This window comes from Sporolactobacillus sp. BBK16-2 (genome assembly GCF_059878335.1).
On the sequence record NZ_CM187611.1, the window covers coordinates 173,050 to 197,239 of the forward strand.

Annotated in this window: 26 protein-coding genes, 2 tRNA genes, 2 rRNA genes and 1 other annotated feature; of the genes, 14 read left to right on the top strand and 16 right to left on the bottom strand. The window is 45.1% G+C overall.

Translation table 11 applies throughout. The features are described from left to right. The first annotated feature begins 141 nt into the window (after positions 1–141). From AC6F33_RS00930 to AC6F33_RS00960, 7 genes are all read left to right on the top strand, one after another. A 23S ribosomal RNA gene (locus tag AC6F33_RS00930) occupies positions 142–3,069 on the top strand. Positions 3,070–3,142: 73 nt separating this feature from the next. After that, a 5S ribosomal RNA gene (gene rrf, locus AC6F33_RS00935) occupies positions 3,143–3,259 on the top strand. A 122-nt stretch (positions 3,260–3,381) separates the two neighbouring features. Then, a tRNA-Asn gene (locus tag AC6F33_RS00940) sits at positions 3,382–3,456 on the top strand. 2 nt (positions 3,457–3,458) lie between these two features. Next, positions 3,459–3,532: transfer RNA gene (locus AC6F33_RS00945), tRNA-Thr, on the top strand. Positions 3,533–4,070: 538 nt separating this feature from the next. Next, positions 4,071–5,192 carry a M24 family metallopeptidase gene (locus AC6F33_RS00950; protein WP_255749288.1) on the top strand — a complete coding sequence of 374 codons (1,122 nt, stop codon included), beginning with the start codon at positions 4,071–4,073 and terminating at the stop codon, positions 5,190–5,192. A gap of 116 nt (positions 5,193–5,308) precedes the next feature. After that, on the top strand, positions 5,309–6,157 hold the full coding sequence (locus AC6F33_RS00955; protein ID WP_480948100.1) for a YitT family protein: 849 nt from the start codon (positions 5,309–5,311) through the stop codon (positions 6,155–6,157). Between the two features lie 22 nt (positions 6,158–6,179). Beyond that, the gene (locus AC6F33_RS00960; RefSeq protein WP_480948099.1) at positions 6,180–6,755 is read left to right on the top strand and encodes a TetR/AcrR family transcriptional regulator; all 576 of its coding nucleotides are present in this window, start codon (positions 6,180–6,182) and stop codon (positions 6,753–6,755) included. Between the two features lie 65 nt (positions 6,756–6,820). Here the strand turns inward: AC6F33_RS00960 and AC6F33_RS00965 are convergent, their stop codons facing one another. The 3 genes from AC6F33_RS00965 to AC6F33_RS00975 all read right to left on the bottom strand — a co-directional run bounded on the left by AC6F33_RS00965 (position 6,821) and on the right by AC6F33_RS00975 (position 8,405). Continuing rightward, a complete protein-coding gene (locus AC6F33_RS00965) occupies positions 6,821–7,141 on the bottom strand; it encodes a hypothetical protein (protein ID WP_480948098.1) in 321 nt (106 codons plus the stop codon). A gap of 20 nt (positions 7,142–7,161) precedes the next feature. Next, a complete protein-coding gene (locus AC6F33_RS00970; protein WP_480948097.1) occupies positions 7,162–7,494 on the bottom strand; it encodes a hypothetical protein in 333 nt (110 codons plus the stop codon). Positions 7,495–7,808: 314 nt separating this feature from the next. Then, positions 7,809–8,405 (bottom strand): TetR/AcrR family transcriptional regulator, encoded by a 597-nt coding sequence (locus tag AC6F33_RS00975; RefSeq protein WP_480948096.1) that lies wholly within the window; start codon positions 8,403–8,405, stop codon positions 7,809–7,811. 100 nt (positions 8,406–8,505) lie between these two features. Between AC6F33_RS00975 and AC6F33_RS00980 the strand changes: the two genes are divergently transcribed. The 4 genes from AC6F33_RS00980 (at position 8,506) to AC6F33_RS00995 (ending at position 11,477) form a co-directional block, all read left to right on the top strand. Beyond that, a complete protein-coding gene (locus AC6F33_RS00980) occupies positions 8,506–9,963 on the top strand; it encodes an MDR family MFS transporter (protein WP_255749293.1) in 1,458 nt (485 codons plus the stop codon). A 298-nt stretch (positions 9,964–10,261) separates the two neighbouring features. Next, positions 10,262–10,396, top strand: a complete 135-nt coding sequence (locus AC6F33_RS00985; protein ID WP_255749294.1) for an FbpB family small basic protein — start codon at positions 10,262–10,264, stop codon at positions 10,394–10,396. A gap of 70 nt (positions 10,397–10,466) precedes the next feature. Further along, positions 10,467–11,099, top strand: a complete 633-nt coding sequence (locus AC6F33_RS00990) for a LysE family translocator (RefSeq protein ID WP_255749295.1) — start codon at positions 10,467–10,469, stop codon at positions 11,097–11,099. 237 nt (positions 11,100–11,336) lie between these two features. Next, positions 11,337–11,477 (top strand): hypothetical protein, encoded by a 141-nt coding sequence (locus AC6F33_RS00995; RefSeq protein ID WP_480948095.1) that lies wholly within the window; start codon positions 11,337–11,339, stop codon positions 11,475–11,477. Positions 11,478–11,641: 164 nt separating this feature from the next. Here AC6F33_RS00995 and AC6F33_RS01000 read toward each other — a convergent pair whose 3' ends face one another. Continuing rightward, positions 11,642–12,865 carry an MFS transporter gene (locus AC6F33_RS01000; RefSeq protein WP_500778123.1) on the bottom strand — a complete coding sequence of 408 codons (1,224 nt, stop codon included), beginning with the start codon at positions 12,863–12,865 and terminating at the stop codon, positions 11,642–11,644. A 107-nt stretch (positions 12,866–12,972) separates the two neighbouring features. Next, positions 12,973–13,212, bottom strand: a binding site (T-box leader). A gap of 154 nt (positions 13,213–13,366) precedes the next feature. Between AC6F33_RS01000 and AC6F33_RS01005 the strand changes: the two genes are divergently transcribed. From AC6F33_RS01005 to AC6F33_RS01015, 3 genes are read left to right on the top strand one after another with little or no spacing between them, the layout of a single operon-like run. Next, the gene (locus AC6F33_RS01005; protein WP_255749298.1) at positions 13,367–13,798 is read left to right on the top strand and encodes a MarR family winged helix-turn-helix transcriptional regulator; all 432 of its coding nucleotides are present in this window, start codon (positions 13,367–13,369) and stop codon (positions 13,796–13,798) included. 4 nt (positions 13,799–13,802) lie between these two features. Next, the gene (locus AC6F33_RS01010) at positions 13,803–14,483 is read left to right on the top strand and encodes a nitroreductase family protein (protein ID WP_255749299.1); all 681 of its coding nucleotides are present in this window, start codon (positions 13,803–13,805) and stop codon (positions 14,481–14,483) included. A gap of 2 nt (positions 14,484–14,485) precedes the next feature. Next, on the top strand, positions 14,486–14,842 hold the full coding sequence (locus AC6F33_RS01015) for a DUF1304 domain-containing protein (RefSeq protein WP_255749347.1): 357 nt from the start codon (positions 14,486–14,488) through the stop codon (positions 14,840–14,842). Positions 14,843–15,020: 178 nt separating this feature from the next. Here the strand turns inward: AC6F33_RS01015 and AC6F33_RS01020 are convergent, their stop codons facing one another. The 12 genes from AC6F33_RS01020 to AC6F33_RS01075 form a co-directional block, all read right to left on the bottom strand. Continuing rightward, positions 15,021–15,890, bottom strand: coding sequence for a PHP domain-containing protein (locus AC6F33_RS01020; protein WP_255749300.1), 870 nt, complete (start codon positions 15,888–15,890; stop codon positions 15,021–15,023). After that, positions 15,887–16,330 carry a GNAT family N-acetyltransferase gene (locus AC6F33_RS01025; RefSeq protein WP_255749301.1) on the bottom strand — a complete coding sequence of 148 codons (444 nt, stop codon included), beginning with the start codon at positions 16,328–16,330 and terminating at the stop codon, positions 15,887–15,889. Before AC6F33_RS01025 ends, AC6F33_RS01020 begins: the two co-directional genes overlap by 4 nt. Position 16,331: 1 nt before the next feature. Then, the gene (gene phnL / locus AC6F33_RS01030) at positions 16,332–17,039 is read right to left on the bottom strand and encodes a phosphonate C-P lyase system protein PhnL (RefSeq protein WP_255749302.1); all 708 of its coding nucleotides are present in this window, start codon (positions 17,037–17,039) and stop codon (positions 16,332–16,334) included. Further along, a complete protein-coding gene (locus AC6F33_RS01035; protein WP_370646151.1) occupies positions 17,036–17,674 on the bottom strand; it encodes a DapH/DapD/GlmU-related protein in 639 nt (212 codons plus the stop codon). Before AC6F33_RS01035 ends, phnL begins: the two co-directional genes overlap by 4 nt. Further along, the gene (locus AC6F33_RS01040; protein ID WP_500777543.1) at positions 17,671–18,561 is read right to left on the bottom strand and encodes an alpha-D-ribose 1-methylphosphonate 5-triphosphate diphosphatase; all 891 of its coding nucleotides are present in this window, start codon (positions 18,559–18,561) and stop codon (positions 17,671–17,673) included. The genes AC6F33_RS01035 and AC6F33_RS01040 overlap by 4 nt, the downstream gene beginning before the upstream one ends. 41 nt (positions 18,562–18,602) lie before the next feature. Further along, entirely contained in the window at positions 18,603–18,863 is a 261-nt protein-coding gene (locus AC6F33_RS01045; protein WP_500777544.1) for a hypothetical protein, read from the bottom strand. Between the two features lie 9 nt (positions 18,864–18,872). Further along, entirely contained in the window at positions 18,873–19,721 is an 849-nt protein-coding gene (locus AC6F33_RS01050) for an ATP-binding cassette domain-containing protein (RefSeq protein WP_255749305.1), read from the bottom strand. After that, positions 19,718–20,575: an alpha-D-ribose 1-methylphosphonate 5-phosphate C-P-lyase PhnJ gene (locus AC6F33_RS01055; protein ID WP_255749306.1), complete on the bottom strand. Its 858-nt coding sequence runs from the start codon at positions 20,573–20,575 to the stop codon at positions 19,718–19,720. Before AC6F33_RS01055 ends, AC6F33_RS01050 begins: the two co-directional genes overlap by 4 nt. Before the next feature lie 7 nt (positions 20,576–20,582). Further along, entirely contained in the window at positions 20,583–21,677 is a 1,095-nt protein-coding gene (locus AC6F33_RS01060; protein ID WP_500777545.1) for a carbon-phosphorus lyase complex subunit PhnI, read from the bottom strand. After that, positions 21,678–22,304, bottom strand: coding sequence for a phosphonate C-P lyase system protein PhnH (gene phnH, locus AC6F33_RS01065; RefSeq protein WP_255749308.1), 627 nt, complete (start codon positions 22,302–22,304; stop codon positions 21,678–21,680). Beyond that, positions 22,291–22,734, bottom strand: a complete 444-nt coding sequence (gene phnG, locus AC6F33_RS01070) for a phosphonate C-P lyase system protein PhnG (protein WP_255749310.1) — start codon at positions 22,732–22,734, stop codon at positions 22,291–22,293. Before phnG ends, phnH begins: the two co-directional genes overlap by 14 nt. Positions 22,735–23,115: 381 nt before the next feature. Next, complete coding sequence (locus AC6F33_RS01075; RefSeq protein ID WP_255749312.1) at positions 23,116–23,832, bottom strand: GntR family transcriptional regulator; 717 nt, start codon at positions 23,830–23,832, stop codon at positions 23,116–23,118. Between the last annotated feature and the right edge of the window lie 358 nt (positions 23,833–24,190).

Genomic DNA, 24,190 nt, shown 5'->3' on the forward strand with positions numbered 1-24,190 from the left:
GCAGCCTTGAACCTTGAAAACTGGATAACGAAAGCAACGAAAGAAAGTCAAGAAACATCCAAGAAGATTATTGAATTGATCTTACGATCAAGAAACTAATCATGAATGTGGCGGATGAGGAGCAATATTTTCATCGTCAGTGGTTAAGTTTTAAAGAGCGCACGGTGGATGCCTTGGCACTGGGAGCCGATGAAGGACGGAACGAACGCCGATACGCTTCGGGGAGCTGTAAGTAAGCATTGATCCGAAGATTTCCGAATGGGGGAACCCTCTATCTTGAACAGATAGGATGCTCTGCTGAATCCATAGGCAGAGTAAGGCAGACCCGGGGAACTGAAACATCTCAGTACCCGGAGGAAGAGAAAGCAAATGCGATTTCCTGAGTAGTGGCGAGCGAAAGGGAAACAGCCCAAACCAAAGAGCTTGCTCTTTGGGGTTGTAGGACACTCCACATGGAGTCAGAAATGCACGTTTCAGGCGAACGACCTGGAAGGGTCGGCCAAAGAAGGCAAACGCCCTGTAGCCGACGGAACGTGCACTCCGGAGTGGATCCTGAGTACGGCGGGACACGAGAAACCCCGTCGGAATCCGGGAGGACCGTCTCCCAAGGCTAAATACTCCCCAGTGACCGATAGTGAACCAGTACCGTGAGGGAAAGGTGAAAAGCACCCCGGAAGGGGAGTGAAAGAGATCCTGAAACCGTGTGCTTACAAGTAGTTGGAGCCCCCTTCGGGGGGTGACAGCGTACCTTTTGTAGAATGGACCGGCGAGTGACGATTCTAAGCAAGGTTAAGCTGAAGAGGCGGAGCCGCAGCGAAAGCGAGTCTGAATAGGGCGAATGAGTTTAGGGTTGTCGACCCGAAACCGTGTGATCTACCCATGTCCAGGGTGAAGTTCAGGTAACACTGAATGGAGGCCCGAACCCACGCATGTTGAAAAATGCGGGGATGAGGTGTGGGTAGGGGTGAAATGCCAATCGAACACGGAGATAGCTGGTTCTCCCCGAAATAGCTTTAGGGCTAGCCTCGGATGAGTGAGACTTGGAGGTAGAGCACTGATTGAATAAGGGGTCCCCACAGGATTACCGAGTTCAGTCAAACTCCGAATGCCAAGCCCTTACGTCCGGGAGTCAGACGGCGAGTGATAAGATCCGTCGTCGAAAGGGAAACAGCCCAGACCGCCGACTAAGGTCCCTAAGTTTGTGCTAAGTGGGAAAGGATGTGACGTTGCCCAGACAACCAGGATGTTGGCTCAGAAGCAGCCACCATTTAAAGAGTGCGTAATAGCTCACTGGTCGAGTGGCGTCGCGCCGAAAATGTAACGGGGCTAAGCACAGCACCGAAGTCGCGGATGACCGTAAGGTCATGGTAGGGGAGCGTTCCAAGGGCATTGAAGATGTGCCGTGAGGCATGTTGGAGCGTTTGGAAGTGAGAATGCCGGTATGAGTAACGAAAAGAGAAGTGAGAATCTTCTCCGTCGAAAGCCTAAGGGTTCCTGAGGAAGGTTCGTCCGCTCAGGGTTAGTCGGGGCCTAAGCCGAGGCCGAAAGGCGTAGGCGATGGACAACAGGTTGATATTCCTGTACCAGCGTTTCACGTTTGAGTGATGGGGGGACGCAGGAAGGTAAGGCGAGCGCACGGATGGAAGTGTGCGTTCAAGCCGCGAGGCCGGCAGCGAGGCAAATCCCGCTGCTATCCGCCAAACGGTGATGAGGAGGGAACTTAAGTACCGAAGCGCCTGATCCTACACTGCCAAGAAAAGCCTCTAGCGAGTGAAACGGTGCCCGTACCCAAACCGACACAGGTGGGCAAGAAGAGAATTCTAAGACGCTCGGGAGAACTCTCGTTAAGGAACTCGGCAAAATCACCCCGTAACTTCGGGAGAAGGGGTGCTCGTCGGACCTACGGGTCCGATGAGCCGCAGTGAAAAGATCCAAGCGACTGTTTACCAAAAACACAGGTTTCTGCTAAACCGTAAGGTGATGTATAGGGGCTGACACCTGCCCGGTGCTGGAAGGTTAAAAGGAGAGGTTATCCTTCGGGAGAAGCTTTGAATTGAAGCCCCAGTAAACGGCGGCCGTAACTATAACGGTCCTAAGGTAGCGAAATTCCTTGTCGGGTAAGTTCCGACCCGCACGAAAGGTGTAACGATTTGGATACTGTCTCAACGAGAGACCCGGTGAAATTATAGTACCTGTGAAGATGCAGGTTACCCGCGACAGGACGGAAAGACCCCATGGAGCTTTACTGCAGCTTGATATTGGATGTGGGTATCGTTTGTACAGGATAGGCAGGAGCCTTGGAAACCGGACCGCTAGGTTCGGTGGAGGCATCGGTGGGATACTGCCCTGACGATATCGACATTCTAACCCTGAACCGTGATCCGGTTCGGAGACAGTGTCAGGCGGGCAGTTTGACTGGGGCGGTCGCCTCCTAAAAGGTAACGGAGGCGCCCAAAGGTTCCCTCAGAATGGTTGGAAATCATTCGCAGAGTGTAAAGGCACAAGGGAGCTTGACTGCGAGACCTACAAGTCGAGCAGGGACGAAAGTCGGGCTTAGTGATCCGGTGGCACCGCATGGAAGGGCCATCGCTCAACGGATAAAAGCTACCCTGGGGATAACAGGCTTATCTCCCCCAAGAGTTCACATCGACGGGGAGGTTTGGCACCTCGATGTCGGCTCATCGCATCCTGGGGCTGAAGTAGGTCCCAAGGGTTGGGCTGTTCGCCCATTAAAGCGGTACGCGAGCTGGGTTCAGAACGTCGTGAGACAGTTCGGTCCCTATCCGTCGCGGGCGTAGGAAATTTGAGAAGAGCTGTCCTTAGTACGAGAGGACCGGGATGGACACACCGCTGGTGTACCAGTTGTTCCGCCAGGAGCATACGCTGGGTAGCTATGTGTGGACGGGATAAGTGCTGAAAGCATCTAAGCATGAAGCCCCCTTCAAGATGAGATTTCCCATGATTTTAAATCAGTAAGACCCCTTAGAGATGATGAGGTTGATAGGTCTGAAGTGGAAGCACCGTGAGGTGTGCAGCGGACAGATACTAATCGGTCGAGGGCTTAACCCAGAAGAACTTGGATTCACTTGTTTTGTTTCGATTGCTTTCGTTACCGGTTTTGAAGGCTCATGCGAGCCGGAAGTCTGGCGGTCATAGCGAAGAGGTCACACCCGTTCCCATCCCGAACACGGTCGTTAAGCTCTTCTGTGCCGATGGTAATTGGGGGCTGTCCCCCTGTGAGAGTAGGTCACTGCCAGGCAATGGAGAGAGGCAGGAAGTCATCGATGATGGCAGCCTGTTTCTTATTATATTTTATTATGTGAACCCTTCCATGATAATGGAGAGTACATTATAATATACATATCATTTTAACTTAAGTATTCCACAGTAGCTCAGTGGTAGAGCAATCGGCTGTTAACCGATCGGTCGTAGGTTCGAATCCTACCTGTGGAGCCAATGCTTCCATAGCTCAGTTCGGTAGAGCACTTCCATGGTAAGGAAGGGGTCGCTGGTTCAAGTCCAGTTGGAAGCTTAAAGCACAACGTATAGAGGTAAGTTATAGTTTTTAAGGCCGCCTTTCACAATAAATGAAATTGTGAAAGGCGGCCTTTTTTCACACGTAAAGAAAGTATAAGATTTTGTCCCGTATTTAAACGAATAAACCAGTGTCTTGGCCGAGAATCAAAGCAGAGATGCGCCCGCGGTCGCGCTCAGTTGATGCGAGCAACCGAAGTGATGATTCAGCACTGTAAAGACACAAACCAATACTAAAAAAAAGGAACTTTCGCAAGTGTAAAGGAGCTTTCGCTAAATACGCATACGTCCTGTATGCAACGCGAAAGCCATCACATCCTGTGAAATTAAGGACCGGGCGTTTTTTGCCCGGTTTTTCTTATTTTAGAAAAGATTTAATTTAAACACTCTAAAAAACGGAGAAAACATTCCGCTTTTTAATTTTGTCCATTTATTTTGCCTAGTTCCTTTACAAAATAAACGAAAAGCGTATAATCAAAATAAAAGTAAGTACGTACTTACTCATAATAAAATATGTGAAGTGAAAGGAAGATTGGATGAACACATTAGAACAAGAAATTCAGAATCGATTAACGAAGTGTCGGGAAAAATTAGTTGAACGCAATCTGGAGGCCTACGTCATTACAGATTCTGAAGACATATGGTACCTGACAAACATTAATTACAGTCCCGAACAACGGCCATTTTTCTTAATTGTGTTTGCTAATCAGGATCCGCTATTCATTGTTCCTAAATTGGAAGAATCTCATGTTCAGGTCCCTTACTTTAAGTACACGATTGATACTTATTTTGATGTCACGGCGAAAAAGGGTCAGAACTGGTTCGAAGTAGTGACACGACATCTTGTTAACGTGAATCATGTCGGTGTAGAAGATAATGTACCGTGGTATCTGACTTATCAAACGGGTGACATAAATTGGACTCCTGGAGAGATCATTAAACAATTGCGAACCATTAAAAGCGACTATGAACTGGACAAAATTCAAGTCACGGCGAAAGTATGTAGTGATGTGGTTTGTCAAACGTTGGCTACGGTGCATACAGGCTCCAATGTGCTCGACTTGTACATGCTGCCGCATAAAACGCAAAGTGAAGTGATCAGCAAAAATTTTAGTTTAACGAATCGAATTACCAATGGTGTCTGGCCGGCTAGTTATAGCTATATGCCGCATAGCATTCCTGCAATGGACGCGCAGGTTTCAAAAGGTCCCAATGTGAATGTCGCTACTTTTAAATTAGCGGGATATGCCGCAGAATGTGAGCGAACGTTCTTTACAGAGGATCCTACTTCCGAAGAACAGCGGCACTTTAATCAAATGATGCAGGCACGTAAAATTATGCTGGACATGATTCGTCCTGGTGTCAAAGCCAGCGAGGTTGAACAAGCAGTTTATAACTATGTGGAGGAACAAGGTTTAACTCAACACTTATTACACCGACCCGGGCACGGGATTGGCTTAAATAATCATGAGGAACCGACACTATCATTTGGTAATGATACGCGATTACAAAAGAATATGGTTGTTTCCGTGGAACCTGGTTTGTATTTTGACGGACAGGGTGGATACCGTCATTCAGACACTGTCTGTATCACTGACAATGGTTATCGATTCATGACCCAGGCGCCGGATCAGCTGAATGAGCTTATCTTGAAATAAAAAACAAGATAATGTTAATTGATGGCTTGAAAACCCACATCATGTGGGCTTTTATTTTGGTTACTATGCTAATGGACAGTTAGCTGCAACTTTTTTAGTAGAGAGGAAAAATGTAAATGAAAGCAACAATGATCCATACGCGTAAATTCAGTTTTGCTATCTTGTATGGTTTGCTATCTGCTATTGGCATTAACCTTTTTTTGAACCCGGCCAACGTCTATTCTATTGGCATACCTGGAATTGCTCAACTCTTGAACGGTATATTATCATTGGTAAACATTAATTTGAGTATTAGCATGCTAGTCATTATCATGAATATTCCTTTGGTCTTGGCAGCCTGGTACTTATTTGGGTTAAACTATACGATGTATTCATTAATTGCAGTGTTTTCAAATGTTATTTTCTTGCAAGTTATTCCACAAACACCCATTTTGTCTGAACGAATTACCAATGCTATTGTTGGCGGAACGATCATTGGAATTGGCGTTGGGCTATGTTTTCGCAATGGATTTTCTACAGGCGGAACAGATGTGTTCGTGAGCTACGTACAGCAGCGCTTTAAGAAAAAAATAGGCTTTATCAATACAGTGATTAACGGCAGTATTTTGCTGACGACCAGTTTGTTTTTTGGAATTGCTGGAGCAACGTACAGTTTAATTAGTATGGTAATTACTAGTTTTATTATGGATAATATTTATATTCAGCAAAAAAATATGACAGTCTTCGTTTTTACAAAGAATCCGCATCAAATCATAGAACGATTGAAGAACTTTGCACATGGTGCTACCTTATTTAAGGGAACCGGTATTTATTCTCAGCAAGAAACAGACATGATCATTGTTATTGCTCAAAGAAGTCAGTTATTCTTTTTAAAAAGGCTGGTTACTTCCTGTGATCCAAAGGCCTTTGTCAGTGTTCAAAGGGCAGACTATTTAATCGGTAACTATATACAAACATATGACTAAGTACTATTTAAAAGGAGAATTTATGACTAAAGAAGACACCAGACAAAAAATTTTACAAGCTTTCACCGGACTGATCATTAAGCACGGGTATGAGTCCACAACGACACAAAAAATTGCTCAAGACTCATCAGTAAGTGAAAACACCGTATTTCGGCATTTTAAAGATAAACGCGGCTTATTAAATGCCTTGCTAACCGAGTACCTAATGGATTTAAAAGACTTACAAAGTTATTGTAAGCTTACAGAAAACCTAGAAGAAGATCTTCTACAAATAGCCACGAACTACCAGACTTTTATGAGCAAGCATGAGGCAATTGTTATGACTGGTTTGAGAGATTCACTTCATTTGCCGGAAGTTCGTGAAGCTAGTGAACAGATTTCACTTTATTTCAAAGAATTGACTGGAAACTATTTAACTCAAATGAAGGATAAAGGAAGAATAGCGAAAGTAGTAGACGTCAAAACGCAAGCCATTAATTTTGTTTGGATTAATTTCGGCTATTTTATGACTCGCAAAAATAGACCGGCGCAATTGAATATTTCAGAATTACAACAGCACATTGGAGCATTTATTTTGGGGTTATCAACTCCTCAATAACTCAATCAAAAGGCTGCCTATATTCATAATCCGTAGAAATCAAAAAGGGCTATAAAATAGCCCTTTTATTTATAAACGGATTCAGGAATCTTTATGAAGAGATATCCATCAGGATAGGATTTGATTTCACCGTCTTGAAAAACGAGATAGATGCCATGATCATACAATGAGATTTGCGTATCTTTGTTCACTGTAAAATCACTTAATTTTGAAACCGATTTGGCATAGGGTTCATGCGTACTCAAATAATTAAAAGCATAGTTCTTCACTTTTTTATACTGAGCAGAGGTTTTAAGAATATCTTTAATCGCATATTGTTGTCCTGTAGATAAATCAAAATTGTATAAGGTTACATAGAGGCTGCCGTTTGAGCCGCCGGTATACATATAATCGCGATATAAAATACTCAGCTTGCCGTTTTATTATTTATTACGTTATAAGCGGAGTTGTAGGAATAGTGAGCATTGCCTTCTTTAGTAAAGCTTCCGGCTCTTTTTAGATTTGTAGCACTCTTGTAGGAATTTTGAGCCGCTTTTTCCAGCATTTCATTAATTCTTGCGGCAGCTTTTTTGTTGATTCCGTGGACTTGAGGGTACAGCAGCAATCGTTCGCCATTATATTTATGTTTTGTGAAACGGGGTACAGAGGTTTCCTGATGCTGGACAGCTGTAAATAAGTAAATCAAGAAGGCAATGAAAACTAGAGCTAAAGCTGTCAAAAAGAATACACGGCGTTTCATCGTAACCACCCTTTACACGATTTTTTCAAACGAGTGACAAACATAGAGCAGCAGCACCAAGAAAATGGAATGAAGCAAACGATGTGCGCAAATCTCCAATTGAAAAGTCATTATCTCATAGAATCGGTAGACAAAGAGAATTAAGGTGAAGATTCGTATATTTGCGTATTTGATCTATTGAGTTTAATCGGCAGGATCATCCTCGCATTACATTAAGGAAAGGGGATGATTCGGGTCCAGACAGAAATGAAGCCGCCTCTGAATGTTCGAGAGCGGCCTTTGCTTATGAAGTTCGTTCCTAAGCGTTTCGTTGCTTAACTATTCCCGTTCATTTGAAACAAGGGCATGAGGAGGGTATCTACCATCTCAGTAACCGCAGTTTTTGTCAACGTTCCATGGGTAAGGAGTTCATTAATAAAAAGCAGTGTCGGCAGATTTTTCATACGATCAGTGATTGTGTCCGGATTAATTTCTCCTCGGGCTGCGGCGTTTGCTAAAATCGTGTCAAGAGATTGACGAATTATGTTTTTCGAATTTGCTGCCATGAAGAGCTTATCAATTGCTTCACCAATCTGGTCTGAAATCAGCCCTCGAATTGTCTCCTGTCCCAATGAAGAAAAGGCGGCAACCGGAGCGGATAACAAAGTAAGAAGATCTGTACGTAAATCGCCGGTGTCCGGTGTTGAAAAGTCTACTTTTGGACCGAATTTTTTAAAGGCGGCAACGACGATCAGTGCCTTTTTCGGCCATCTCCGATATAAAACGGTTTTGGTCGTTCCCGCCGCAGCAGCAATGCCCTCAATCGTTAATTTTTGATAGCCTTCCTCTTGGAGCTGCTGCCAGGCAGCGGTTAATAAGGCATCCTCAAGTTCCGTGCCACGTCGTCTTGACTTACGCTTTTGCTGATCCATTTTTTTCTCCCAAATTAAACTTGCTTTTTCTTATTTTTTATTATAGCATAAATTATATTAGATACGGCCGTATCTTAAATTGGTGAAGGGATAACAAACAATGAATAATGGAATAAGCAAAACAAGCAATTTAAATCAAGTGATCGCAATCAGTTTCATTTTGGTACTTGGTGCCTTGGCACCGATGCTCGATACCACCATGGTCAATATCGCTGTCAATTCAATTATTGCAGATTTTCATACCACGGTTTCATCAGTCCAGTGGGTGGTTACTGCTTATGTACTAGCAATTGGGATTGCGGTACCCATCGCAGGCTGGGCCATTGACTGGATAAGCGGCAAAACCTTGTATTTAGGCGCTTTAGTTTTATTTTTGTTAGGTTCAGTAGTCGCAGGTTTTTCGGGGAGCTTATGGCTTCTTGTCGTCAGTCGAATTATTCAGGGAGCGGGAGCAGGAATGATTATGTCTGCTCTTTCAACATTAATTGTACGTGCAGCGGGCGGTGAAAATCTTGGGAAATTAATGTCGATCGTAGGTCTTCCGGCCGTTTTTGCTCCGATACTTGGGCCGACAATCGGTGGTTTAATTATCGATCACCTAGACTGGCACTGGATTTTCTATATTAATATCCCAATTGCTCTATTCTCCATTATTCTTCTGCTTTGGAAATCGCCGAAATTTACACCGGAAGAACGGGGAAAACGTCTCGATTGGATTAGTGTGATCTTGTTTGCCGGAACGTTTACGGAATTGATTCTTGGGATTACTAAGGTCAGCACGACAGGTAAATTTTTTGAAAGCCAGGTGATGGTGCCAATTTCCATCGGTACGGGTCTGCTGATTCTCTATGTCCTTTATGCATGGATCTGGCCAAAGCGCGCACTTGTCAGTCTCAGTCTTTTTAAACTGCCCAGTTTTTCGGCGTCGTCGCTTTTATTATTAATGTCAGGTATTACGATCAATGGAGCAATGCTTCTTTTACCGCTGTACTATCAGAATATTAGAGGAGCAAGTGTCGTCTGGACGGGGATTTATTTAATTCCGCAAGGCATCGGTATGCTGCTAACTAGAACCCAAGTTGGCAAAATAACGGATCTGATAGGTGCAAAATGGGTCGTCATGTCAGGTATTTTCATATCGGTGCTCGCCACAATACCGTTCGCATTTGCTGACCAGCACACATCGCAATGGCTGCTGCTTCTCGCTCTTTTCTTTCGCGGGGCGGGTCAAGGAGCGATGATGATTCCAATTATGGCAGATGCGTACACGGGATTGTCAAAAAGACAGATTCCTGAGGCGACGATCAGTACGCGGATGCTTCAAAATATCGGCGGGGCATTCGGTACGGCAATCCTTGCCACCGTTGTGCAGCATCATTTGTCCGGCTCTGTTCCTAGCTTGACCCATATTTCAGGAGCGTACAATGCCGCATTTGTTTGGTCAATTGTGAGTACTCTGGTCGCCGCCATTCCCGCTTGGTTCTTAAGTTCAAGAAACAACAAGGCAAGGATTGAAAAGAGAGAGAACAGATTTTCCGTGACAGCAAAGCCTCGTTAAATGGATTTTTTAAACATTAGACGTTCAAACGGCTGGACGTTTAAGGGCAGTAGGACCACTTTTCGCAGTTACGATACACGAAACCGCGAGGAGTGGTTTTTATTGTGTTTTTTTGATCAAATCACATAAGAAAATGAAAAAAACACTTGATATATAATTAAACACAGTGGTATAGTATGAATAATAATCCTTCTGTTAAAATAAAGCTCACCATCTTCTCTGCATTTCTGCAGAGAACTTTTTTATTCATTAATGATGATAAGGAAGCTAATGACCACTGTGAAAAGGGGATGACGATTTGAGAAAAAAACTAAGGTATCGTCAATTGATTCAAACCAATAAAAAAGAAATTTTGAGTAGCAAGCATGATCTGGATCGGATTGACATGATTATTGACCAGAGACGCGTAAAAAAGAGAGGAAGTTCGCATTAACCGTAAAATATATTTTTTATTATTCATGTGGTAGACTTGACGAAAAATAGTTGATGGGGTGAATGAGACTGTGGTTGACTCGATTACTTTAATCAGTTTTTCACTGGTAGCTTTGGGAATTGTATGTGCACCCGGACCAAATATGATGTATCTCGTATCCTGTTCTCTGACTCAGGGCAAGAAAGCTGGTTTCATTTCTTTATTGGGTGTTGTTACAGGGTTTATTGTCTATGTGATCGCGACAATTTTGGGACTTGATTTTATCTTTAAAACGGTTCCTTTGCTTTATTCAGCCATCAAAATAGCAGGAATCATCTACTTGCTGTGGATGGCATGGAACGCCGTAAAGCCGGGTAGTCAGTCGGTCTTTGAACCTCATAATGTTCCTCATCATTCTCTGAAAAAACTCTATTTGAACGGATTAATGACGAATTTATTAAATCCCAAAATAGCGGTTCTTTACATCTCTCTGTTACCGCAGTTTGAGCATCCGCAAAATGGTCCATTAGCTTTGCAAATCGGAGTACTCGGGACCGCACAGATTATTATCAGCTTTTCTGTGAACTTATTAATTGTGTTCTTTGCGGGTCAAGTTTCCCAAATGTTAAGAGAGAGACCGGTATGGAAAAAGATTCAAAAATATTTCATGGCAACTGTTTTAGGACTATTGGCGTTAAACTTGGCATTTGTTAAAAACAAATAAATTCCGTTGCTCTTTAACTCAAGGCTAGTGTTTTCATGCCACATCGTGTGAAATGCAAAAATCAAACCTTCGCTTAAATAAGCGGAGGTTTTTAACTATTAGTTAATGCTTTCCCCTGTTCCAGCAGGAATGAACAACATACAGACTATAAATTGCGGACAATTCTGATATAATTCAAGTGTCACTTAAAAAGCTCGCTTCCTTTGCGTGAAATTAACGTAAAGGAGGTGATTACGTATGAAACGCTCTCGAAAGATGAAGAAGTCAGCAAAAAATCGAGAAGCGGCTTGGCAGCTCTTTCTCAGGGAACTGGTCTTCCCTGTGCTACGTGAGACATTGCCAAAGCTTCTCGATAGACTTCTTCACTGGTTATTTTAAGTGACAGAAGGTACTTTTATACCTTCAGCAACACAAAAGCCCTCCGCACTGGTCTGCGGAGGGCTCTTCGATTACGTATAAAACGCTCTTTATACTATAATTATATCATAAATTTATAATTTACTCAAAAGAGCTACCTTGTCAGACATTATTATTTGTTGAGTTCATGGAGCTTTCTGAATGGCACTCCTTTTCGTCCAATAATGAGTGAATACGGATAGTAGTAGGGCAACGACGAACATGATGATCGTTCCCGTTATTACGACCGCTCTTATTGAAAAATAGTCTGCTGTCAGGCCAAAAATGATCGTTGTCATGATGACGAGGACGGCTTCGATTAAGTCATATAAGCTGCCGACCCGCCCCATAATTTGCGTTGGTATGCTTTTTTGATAAAAGGTTAAGAACCCGGCATTTGCGAAAGCCATGAAAAAGGAAAGAACAAAGAAACCTGCTGCGGCAAAAGAAAATGAGTGAGAAACAGCATAAAGAATATAACCCAATGAGAAGAATAGAGAACCTATTTGAATTAAAAACGCAATCGAAAATTTGCGGGCAAAAAGTGAAGTAATAAGCGCGCCGAAAGCGATGCCGGCTCCGGCAATACTGACAAGGAAACCATAGCGCGTATTGGAAAGACCTAAAACGCTTTTTGCAAAGGCTGCTTCAAGTGAATCAACAGAAGCCGCCATGACCATCATGCAGCTGAATAAAAAATAGACAGTCATGATTAATGAATTTTTCAGGCTGAATTGAATGACAACCTGCCAATCCATTTTAATGACCTGAAGAGACATTTTCTCTGCGATGGCAAAACGGGTATGCTTTTCTACATTAGGCAGGAACAGGATGACCAGTGCTGATAGAATAAAGGACAGCCCATTAATATAAATCGCGAACATGGGAGAACCGATTAGAAACAGTAATCCGGCAATAGCCGGACCAATTAAGAACCCTCCGGATTCGATTAAACCCCTTAGAGAATTAAATTGTTTTCTTTGATCCGGTGGAGTGACTTTTGTAATGTAGGTCATAGAAGCTGGGTTAAACATTGAACTTGCCATGTTAATCACAAAGACAACGAGGAACATAAAGAATAGTGATGGTATGCTGGGCAGAAGGATAATTAATCCCGCGCGCATCAGATCGAGCACAATCATCAGTTTACGTTTATTCAGCCGATCAATGAGGCTTCCCGACCAGAAATTAGTCAATAAAGTTGCTGCCGGCTTCAGTATATAAAGGACAGTGACAGCCAGCGGTGAGTGGGTCATATCAAGAACGATTAAGTTGAGGGCGATAAGATAGATCCAATCGCCAATGTTTGAAATGCCGATGCCAAGTAACAAGAGCAATGAATTTTTCCAGAGTGTTAACCTTTTGCTGATTTTCATAACGATTACCTCCGTTTAACCTATTAATAATTGATGTGGTTAATCGAGGGCAGTGGACATCGTTTTTTCATAAAAAAGCTCGCCTCCAAGACAATTCAAGTCTTGGGGACGAGTTTATCGTCGTGGTGCCACCCCAGTTTGCAAACCGGTCACCCGTATTTGCCTTATCAGGTATCAATTACCTGCGCTCGATAACAGGAGCATCTGTTGCATGATCATTTTTTAGAATCCCATGAACAGCTCGGAGGCTTGTTTCAGCACGCTGCTCTTGGTCCTTTTCACCCAACAGGACCTCTCTGTAAAGAGCAAATATTGCTTACTTTTCTCGTCATCGCTTTTCGTGTTTAGCAACGAATGTAGCATAATTTTATATGCGTGTAAAGGGACACCGCGTAACACCTCAAAGGTGGTATTCTCATTTTCCAAGTCTTCTTGCGTGAGTTATGGAAGTTATTCAGGTATATTAGTTGATGCATCAATTAGTTTTCGGGAGGAATGATTATTAAACGGTGTTCGGAAGCAGATGAATTATTTTATCACTTGCATGTGGTCAGCAAAGAGATGAATCGGGCGTTTGAGTCGATGGCACAGACCAGTTTAACGAAACTGGAAATCTTGTTTCATATTGATTTATCGGGCGAAATCGGGCAGATGGAGTTGATCAATAGGTTGAAACTCGATGCAGCGGCGGTCACGAGGCATCTAAAATGTTTAGAAGCTGAGGGGTTAATCAGCAGAAAAAAGGTAGACCGAGATAAACGACTAATCGTGCTCCGCTTAACAGAGCAGGGACGGCTGGAACGAGAACGTCTGACAAAAGTTAAGGGAAAGCTTCAAGAACAGATTTTAGCTGAGTTTACCAATAGTCAAATCATTGAAGTATCAAAACTAATTGAGCATATTTCACAGAAGATAAGAGAGGTTTAATAAAATGGAAAAAACACAATCAACGGATTTTTTTGATGTTATGAATAATAGGCATTCTGTAAAAAATTATGATCAATCGGTAAAAATTTCACATCTGGAAATGACTGAAATGTTAATGGAAGCGGCTAAAGCACCCTCTTCAGTGAATCTCCAGCCTTGGCGTTTTGTCGTTGTCGATGAACATAAGGAGCGGCTGGAGTCGCTTGTACGATTCAATCAGAACCAGCTCAATACATCCTCAGCAATGATTTTAATTTTGGGGGACATGAATCATCCGGATTATGCTGAGGAAATTTTTGCCGATGCGGTGGAGAAAAACCTAATGTCCCAAGAGGTTAAGGACTATTATATGAATGCACTTCCCGGTGTATTTTCCAAGATGACAAAGCAGCAAATAAGAGAAAATACATTAATTGACGGCGGTTTAGTGGCGATGCAACTGATGCTTGTGGCAAAGGCTCATGGCTATGACACAAACCCGATCGGCGGTTTTGAACGAAAAGAAGTCATGCAGGCATTAGGTGTGGATACGGAACGCTATGTACCGATCATGCTGCTTGCCATTGGCAAGGCGGCAAAGCCGGCTCATCCGAGTGTCCGTTTGCCAATCGAAAAATTAGTTTCTTGGAATCATGCAGATGGTGTTGTGGGAATGCCCGCTAAGAAAGTTGAGGCGCGTAAATGATGATACAAACTGCAGCGTTCACCGTTGCCCTGCTTGTTGCTTTAGAGCATTTTTATATAATGGGACTTGAGATGTTCTTTTCAAACAGCCATTTAGCACAAAAAACATTTCATTTAGATCAAAAATTTGTTCAAGATCAACGAGTTCAAACTTTATTTAAAAACCAAGGCTTATATAATGGATTTCTGGCTGCGGGTATTGTTTGGGGGATTTTTTCAGCACAGCTCCCTGTCGTTCTGTTTTTTGTTGTATGTGTTGTCATAGCGGCAGTGTATGGCGCAGTCACTGTATCAATAACCATATTGTGGAAACAGGGACTTCCGGCACTACTCACGCTAATTCTATTAGCAGCGGTCTGATGAGACGATCTATTTTTGTTAAGAGAGGCGGTGAACGTCTCTTTTTTTTACACAACTATGAAACATCCGTGACCATCGCAACGGCGGCTTCGTCTTCACCGGAGACTTGGCGAAGATAAGTTTTCTAAGCAAACAAAAAAGCACCGAATGGCCGGTGCCTGGAAGAGTTGAAGACGGATTACGATTGAATCATTTTGCCGATCTGTTCTCTTTTTTCTTCAAGCAGGGTGAACCGATCGCTGTCGATGCAGCGTGAACCGGGAACAGAACCGGTATCTGTATAATAGCCGTGAAAGTCCGACCCGCCGGTTTGAGCGAGATGATAGGTTTCGGCTAATTGCAGTGCCTTCTCCTCGTTAGCTGCGTCATGGAGCGGATGAAAAACCTCAATGCCCTCTAGGCCAGCCTCGACAAATTCGGGAACAGCGGAGAAGTTGTCGAATTGGCCGGGATGAGCAAGAACCGGAACGCCGCCGGCTTTTCGAATCGCGTGAATCGCATCAATTGCATCAAGGTAATGAACAGGGACAAATGCAAGCCCCGGAAGCGTCTGGCGATCGCCTCTGAAAAATAACTTTTTATAGAGCGGGCCATAAATGGAGTCGGTATAGCCATTCAAAATAAGTGCGTGCATGATGTGCTGCTTATAGACGCCGGTTCCGTTTTCAGCCAGCTTGGATACTTGCTCCCAAGAAATGTGGTATCCCGCTTGAATGAGTTTCTGAGTCATGAGACGTGATGCGTTGTGCCGCTCCTCCCGCATCGGGCGGCAGAGTGCTTCAAGTGCCGGATGTCCGGGCGCGACAAAAAGGCCGAGAATGTGCGCGCGGCGATGACGCTTATAGTCATAGGCGGAAATTTCAATGCCGGGAATGATGCCAATGCTCAGTTCCTCGCCAAGAGCGATTGCCCGTTCAAGACCGATTGTTGTGTCGTGGTCGGTGATGGCCAGCTTGTTGATCTTATTTTGCAAGGCCAGCTTGAGTACTTCCTCGATTGAGTACGAGTTGTCGGAACAGTTTGTATGGCAGTGCAGATCGATAATCATGGGTTCAACTCCGTTCTAAAACTGATACCGTGCTGCTGAAATCCGAGGCGTTCATAAAAGGCGTGCGCGCCTTGCCGCTTCAAATCGCTGGAAAGCATTAGCTTGTAGCAGCCTTGATCGGTCGCACGGTTCATCGCGTCATGCATCATTGTTGTACCAATTCCCAGCCCCTGAGCTTCAGGCGCGACGACGACATTTTCCACAATCGCAATTTTTAATCCGCCATGGCCGAAATTATCAAGGATAATCAATGAGTACGTGGCAAGCAGTTTATTTTCAGACCAAACACAAAAAATTTTGTAGTAAGGATATTGATCCATTTTTCTGAATAACGTTTGAGCATCTTTCATGGTCATTGAATGCTGCGCGTCAAGCTGCTGCAACAGGTGCACATAACGGTCGATATCTGCCAATGTCAATTCCTGAATGGTGACAGTCACTTTACAAGACCTCCTTGAGCAATCCGTGTTCAAGTTTATACGTACAATCAACAACCGATTCCATAAAATCCAGGTCGTGAAAGATGCCGATCATTGTGGTTCCGGATTTTTTAAGTTCATAAATGCGTTCTTTAACGGTTTCTTTAGATGCTTCGTCCAGTGAAGCGGTCGGTTCATCGAGTAGCAGCAGTCGGGATTTTCGAGCCATGGAGCGTGCCAGATTCAGTCGAAGTTTCTCGCCGCCACTGAAGGTTTTCGGATAGGTATCCCACAGTGTTTCACGCAGATTGAAATGGTCGAGCATATCCTTCGCACGCAAACGGGCTGTGGATTCATTTTCGCCCATATCCAGCAACGGTTCCATCACAAATTCCAAGGCGGTCATGCGTGGCATGATGCTGAGAAATTGAGAGACATAGCCAATTTCTTCTTTGCGAATTGCAAGTACTTCGCGCTCCGGCGCATCGGCAAGATCAAGCGGACCGAAGCGTTCGGACTGATAACGAATGTGACCGCTGCTCGGGAGATAGGTGCGGTAAATACACTTAATAATGGTTGATTTTCCGCTTCCGCTCTGGCCGGTAATGCCGAGAAATTCGCCTTCATGCGCAGTGAAACTGATCCCACGGCAGCCGGTAATTCTTTTTTCTCCAAACTGGTGCATCAGAAATGTTTTTTCTAATTGATCGACCTGAATCAGTGCGGTCATCGTGTTTCCCTCCATTTGCGAATGAGGCGGATAAAAGCCTGGGGATCGCATAATTCTTCATAATGGTTCTCGATCGTTTGTCGATCCCAGTCCCACCAGCGGCTGTCTGTGATTTCCTTGATCAATTCATCGCTGAATCGTTTCCGAATCGGTTTAGCAGGGACACCGGCGACAATAGTGTAGGGTGCCACATCCTTGGTGACTACAGAGCCGGCACCGATCACCGCACCGTTCCCGATTGACACACCGGCCATAATGGTTGCCGAATGGCCGATCCAGACATCATTCCCAATCGTTACCCAATGAGCACGGCGCCAATTGAAGACGCGCTGATCGTTCGTGTCTGCCAATTGGTAGCGGACCCGGCGGTAGGTCAGATGATGCTGGGTGACGCGATCCATCGGATGGTTTCCCGGGTTGATCCGGACATGCGAAGCGATCGAACAAAATTTACCGATGGTTGAATAAATGATATTCGCGTCTCCGTCGGTATAACTGTAATCACCGAAGGATGTTTCCTCTATGCGGCTATTCGGTCCGATGTCCGTCCAGACACCAAGTTTGCTGTTGATGATGATCGCACTCGGTGAAATGGTTGGCCGTTCGGATAATGTTCGTTCCGCCAAATGGTTCACCTTCCCTCGACTGTTTGCTGCGGCTCGGGCAACAGGTAGTGCATGCGGCAGACCTCCGCTCCGTCGACAAAAACATGGGTGAGCTGCGGCCCGTTGGTCTCACTGACGCCGACGACGAGCAGATCGGCTTTCTTGCCTAATTCAATTGATCCGGTCAACTGATCAAGATGCAATGCCTTGGCTGGATTAAGTGTCACCGTGTTAAATGCCTGAGATGCGCTCATTCCAAGCTCATAATGCAATTTGAAGGCGGCATGCAATAGCGATGCCGGATAATAATCCGAGCAGAAGATATCGACAAGCCCTTCATTAACGGCCTCATGGGCGGATAAGTTATTGCTGTGTGATTTTCCAAGTACAAGATTAGGTGCGCCCATCACGGTGAGCATACCGAGTTGACGTGCGTATCGTGCCGCTTCGATGGTTATTGGAAATTCGCTGATGCCTGCATTCCAGTCGCGGACGATCTCAAGCTTTTCGATCGTGTCGTCATCGTGTGAGGCGACGGATACACCGTATGCGTTCGCTAATTGTGTCAGTTTCTCAATACTGTGCGTATCGAGCTTTGGAAGCTTTTTCGTTTCTTCAATAATCTGTTCCGCTTCTTGCTCGGTATAGTGGCGATGATCGATCAACAGGCGCCGCTGGACCTCCAGATCACGGTACTGTCCTTGGCCGGGTGTATGATCAGTCAAAGATAATTGATCGATTTTGCCGTTTTGGATTAATGCGGAAACAGCATCCAGTGCGTTGATGTTGGCAATCTCGTAACGCAGATGCGTTTTGTGGCGGATCAGATGCGGTCCGTTCGCTAGACGATTTAGTGAGTTGATCAGGGCATAAACGGTCTCGTTATCACGGCCTTTACGCACGGTATTCTGTTTCATTAAAGAAACGGCGTGGAAAATGGTTGTGATCCCTTCGGCAGCTAATTTTTTTCCAGTTCGGCAAAAGAGAGTTCAACGGTAAAGCGGCTTGTCGGACGCGGCTCGATCTCTACTTCAATCGCATCACTGTGCGAATCAATCAGGCCGGGGGTCAGCCATTTGCCGCCTGCATCAAGATCCGCACTCTCCACAATGTCCGGTTCACCTTGCTCAATTTGAACGATCCGATCCGCTTCAATTGATACATAACCATTCTCAATGACTTGGTCGGGCAGCACGATTTTTGCATGATAAATTTTCATTTTGACACCTCACAATAAAGAGTGGACGAGCAGTTGCGTGTAAGCGTGATGCGGATCTTCGAGAATCTGGTCGGTTAACCCCGCTTCAATGCAGCGTCCTTGTTTCATCACCATTGTCCGATCACACAACATACGGATCACACCGAGATCATGCGAGACAACAATCATCGCTGTTCGACTCTCTCGCTGAATGCGTCGTATCAGATCAAGGACACGTGCTTGAACCGACAGGTCAAGACCGGTGGTTACTTCATCCAACAGTAGGATCGGCGGATGATTGGCCAATGCTTTGGAAATCTGAACGCGCTGCTGCATGCCGCCACTGAAATGGAGCGGCGCCTCATCCATTCTCGTGACCGGAATCTCAACATGCTCAAGCAGTTCCTTGGCGCGTGCGCGTATATTGTGTACATTGAACTGCCCGGCGGCAATTAGTTTTTCAGCAATATTGCCGCCGCTTGAGAATTGCATTCTCAGACCGATCCACGGATTTTGGTAAACCATCCCCATTAAATGATTGCGAATATAGCGCTTTTGCTGAGAAGATGCACAAAATATATTTGCCGCTCCCTTTTCATAGGTTGCGATGGTCGCTGAGCCATCGGTGACCGGATTGTCAAAATAAAGACATTGGACTAGCGAACTTTTCCCTGATCCGCTTTCACCAACGATGCCAAGAATTTCTCCTTCATAGAGATCAAAGGAAAGGTCATTGCACGCCCAGACTGTGCCGCAGTGCGGGCAATGGTTGCTCCCTTCAGGTAGCTGTTCCGGATGGCTGCAGGCAGCGCAGCCTTTCCCGAACCGCTTTGTCAAATGCCGAACGCTGAGCAGCGGTCGGCTTGCATCATGGATCATGGTGTATGCCTCTTTTCTTGTCGTTTTCGGCAATTGCCGGTATCCGAACATTGGTAGAATTTCTGACCGGTTTTTTCATCAAAAAGTTCGTCAAGAAAGGTATCGCTGCTGCCGCACAGCCGGCAGGAGCATCCCTCGAAATGTTCGACCTCAAACGGATAATCGTCAAAAGCAAGCGGCTCTATTTCTGTGTAAGGCGGAATGGCATAGATCTTCTTCTCGCGGCCGGCACCGAACAGAAACAGCCCATCCGCATGATTCAGCTTTGGCAGATCATAGCGGGGAATCGGGCTTGGCGCGAAAATGTATCGTTTGTGCGCGAGTGCCGGATAGTCGGCACCGATGCTGATTTTCCCCCATTTGACAATGTCTTCATATAAGCGCAGCCAAATTCCACTGTAATCCATTTCCGCATGCAGCTGCTTCGTTTTGCGCTCCTTGGCTTCAACCATCCGAAGCGGTTCCGGCAGCGGTACTTGAAAAACGAGAATTTGATCGCTGCGAATCGGCACCTCGGGAATCCGGTGGCGGGTTTGAATGATGGTTGCACGCTCTGAGTCGGTCGTGACCTCGGCTTTCGTGCAGGACTGGACCAACTTTTTGATACTGACGGCATTGACACTGTCGTCGTTTCCTTGATCAATCACTTTAAGACAATCCTGATCACCGATCAGTGACAGAGTTAGCTGCAAGCCGCCGGTTCCCCAGCCGCGGCCAATCGGCATTTCTCTGGAGGCAAACGGCACTTGATAACCGGGAATGGCAATGGCCTTAAGCGTTGTGCGACGAATTTCTTTTTTGGATCCCTCATCGAGAAAGGCATAATTGTATGTTTGTTTCAAATGTGCCTGCATGGTTGCGTCACTCCTTTCGCATCTCTTTCTTTTCGGATTCAGCTATTTTCTGTGTTTGCCGCAGGACATCGAGTTTTGATTGAAAGGTGATATAATGCGGTAATTTTAAGTGAGACACGAATCCATTGGCTTCAATGCTGTCGACATGGAGCAGAACGAATTCTTCATCTTGAGACGGGATTGATCCCTTTGTCTCCAGACTTTGCTCAAGAATCGCCATGGCGATTGCTTTAGTTTCGTTTTGCCCGAAGGTCAGCCCGTAGCCAAGCCGCAGTTTTACATCACCTTGATCATCACGTTCGAAGGCATTGATCGTTTCGATCTCGGTCAGCATGATTTCGCCAAGACAGAGACTTTCATTGGAATCAAGCGGATAGGCAATGGTTAGTTCTGTATAGCCGACGCGCAGTTCGCCGATCGTCGGATGATTGGTGATATGGCCGCGCATGCTGCTGTAGGCAAGTGCTGTCATGGCACCTGTCTCTCCGCGGGCCAAAATCTGAAGCTTGGCGGATCTCGGAGCCGGGAAGGTCAGTTTGTCGCGTGTGATATCAAACAAAACGCCTGACGACTTTGGCGGAAACAGCAAGCCTTGTTCCCGAAGTAAACCGGCAACTTTTGGGAAGGAAAGCGGCTGATCTGCGTTAAGCTCCGGTATTTGTTCTTTCAACAGGTTCTTTAGGGCTTGTGCATTTTCATTCTCAAGGGCAAAGTTGAGCAGCCGATGGGTGTAGTCCATGGTTGGTCCGAGCATTTGACCGCCCGGGATATCTTTGAAGGCGGAAGAAATGCGGCGGATGACGCGCATTTGACCCGGATCTATGACTTCTGACTCATAATTTCGTTCGAGTGTGGATCGATAAGCACGCATGAGAAAGGCCGCTTCGCAAAGATCACCTTCTGCCTGCTTGATGGCAAGTGCAGCATATTCCGGAGCGTAAAGGCCGCCTTCACTCATCACGCGATCCGTAAGATGACGTAATTGTTTCGCAATTTCAGTGGTCTCCAGGCTATGCTCTGCGTCTTTAATCCGATACCATTGATTGAGCCGGTTGGCAGCCTCGATGGCTTTTTGTCCGCCGGTTACTGCAACATATCCCATTTAGAAATCCCTTCTTTCGATGCGCGTTGTTCTTGGCAGGGCAGCGATCCGTCCATCATCGTCGAATAGGATGAAATCACAGCCGGTCGGATATTCACGGTTACGCTCGGAACGCAGGCGCAGCCATTCGCTGTTCATTCCATCTGCTGAAAGAATATGCCAACCATTGATTCCCGGACCGCGCAGCACCATTGGCAGTGCCAAATCATCGGCACCGGACAGTTTACGGACATGAAGGGCAATCGTTGCACTCTTTTCCGGTTCGGTCAGTGTGCCGATGCGGACGGATTGCATGATCGAATCGATTTCATCGATTTCCGGAGGTGTGTCGATGAATAAATAATCAGCAGCATGCGAAGCCGTATGACGGCTCCCAGTTGTCCATTCGATCGCGTGTTCCGCATCGTCAGCGTTTATCTCCTGTGAATAGTAATAGAAGCTGACTTGTTGGTCCAGCAGGGTTTGTGCAAGTACATAGGTGCCGGTTGAGCACGGACATGTTTCGGGAACTTTGTGCAGAAGGACGGAAATGTCATTGATCTTTCCCGGACGTGCCATACTATCAAGTAAATGGCGATACAGTTTACGTGTGTCATGCACATGATGAAAGGTTTCAGCGTTTGTCATTGTATTCCTCCATCGTATTGAAATGGACTTGGGATTGCGCGTTGCGCGCGTATTCTAAGGCATGCGTCTCCTGAATACGCTGTTCTTCCGCATGGAATTGGGAACCATATTGGTCGAGCAGCGGCAGCCCCGCATTATGTGCCGCGTCGATGACAGCCATGCAATAGGCGCGTATCGGTTTTCTTCCGACAACGATACCGATACCGAACTGTCCATGGACGGATGCAGTACATTCGGTGACGAGTACTTCACCAAGATAAAAGGGCTGACTTGAAACGGAGTCCTTTGTTTTGGTCATGACAAGTGAGGTTTGCGGCTCGCGCTCCACCTGTACCTTTTGTTCCTGTTCGATTTTGTATGTGATTTCTTCTAATAGAGGAAGCGAGCAAGCGCTCATGATTCGACTGAGCTGCTGCTTATTCATCAACATGAAACGTCGACTCCTTTGTTAAGACTAAAGTAGGTAAAACACGTGTCCTGTCCTGTGCTGGAAAAACGTGCGTCTTCAGCAGCCGGAAAGAATTACTTTTCAAGAAAATAAGAATTGGCAAGGTATATAAAGCTCGTTACATGTGTCACTGTAACTTATCGATAAGTACAAATAGTTAATGCACTGTAAAAAGACTGTAAAAGAAGGGACAGATTTGAGATATAATTCATTGAAAAAACAGAAAAATAAGGAGGGATTGGCGCTGCGGGCTCGAAATGTGTGGCAGATATCCGCTTTGGAGTGCCCAAAAATGAACACAATGGAATGGATGGAGAAATGACGGGTGATCCAATCAAACTAATGGTTACGGAAAAACAGGAATTAAAAATCGATAACGTAATGGCATGTATCGCTGCGCATTTTGGATAAGGTGTATTCAAAGGGATGCCCGTTTGGATGATTGGCAAAACTTCTAATTTGAACCAGTGGAACATTTTCAGGGAGTTGCAGCATGAGCACGTCTTCTAAATTAGGAAGGATTGCCTGAACAATTGATTTCGTGCGAACCGGAGAAATCCGGTAATGGTCGGATAATATCTTATACAATGATTTAAAGTTTGTTAAATAGTTCTCGAGATTCGGGATGTCCTTTTCACAAATGATCGTCTTGGACAGTGAGACCGGTGTTTCATTAATAAATCGTTTAATCCGCAGATCATAAATAAATTCATGGGTTTCAAGGTTCAAATAGCGGCATTCTTGCTGCGTGGGATGACGCCGGTCATGGTGCAGTAGCTGTCCGCGGTGAGGGACGGCTTTCTCTTTGAGGTTCTCCGAAAATCCGGTCCGTGCAGATAACTGATAGGGGAACACTTCAGGCCGAGAGATCACAAATGCACCTTTTCCTTGATGAGCGGTGATCCAGCCCATGTTGATCAAACGGGCGACGGCAGTACGAACAATATGGTGATTTGCTTGGAATTTGTCGCATAGTTCGTGTTCCGAAGGAAGTTTATCTCCAATTCGGTACGTTCCTTTTTTTATTTGAGCGATCAGATAGTCTGCAATTTGCAAATGGCGTATGTCTGATTTTGACATTGCATGTTCACCTCGGTGTTCCCTTTTCTATTAAGTTTACCGCGAAGCAAGGATTCTGTATATGAGCGGCATAAGTTTTCGTTTTTTATAGGTATCTTTGTTGGCTCTTCTACTATTTCACCTTCTTTGGAATGTACATAATTCTCAAACTTTAAATTTTCTCAATAGTATATTAACATTCTATAATTATTCGCTCGCTACAATGTAACCTGTGAGCCAAAATGAATCGACCACAGCGTTAAGGGAGCTTAGTAAACTCAATCAAGGTGTTCGTATACTTTTCGAGTTGAAAAATCAAAAGTTGATATTCGTAAAAGATTATGCTGCGAGTAGATTCTCCTTTTTTCGCTCAACCAAA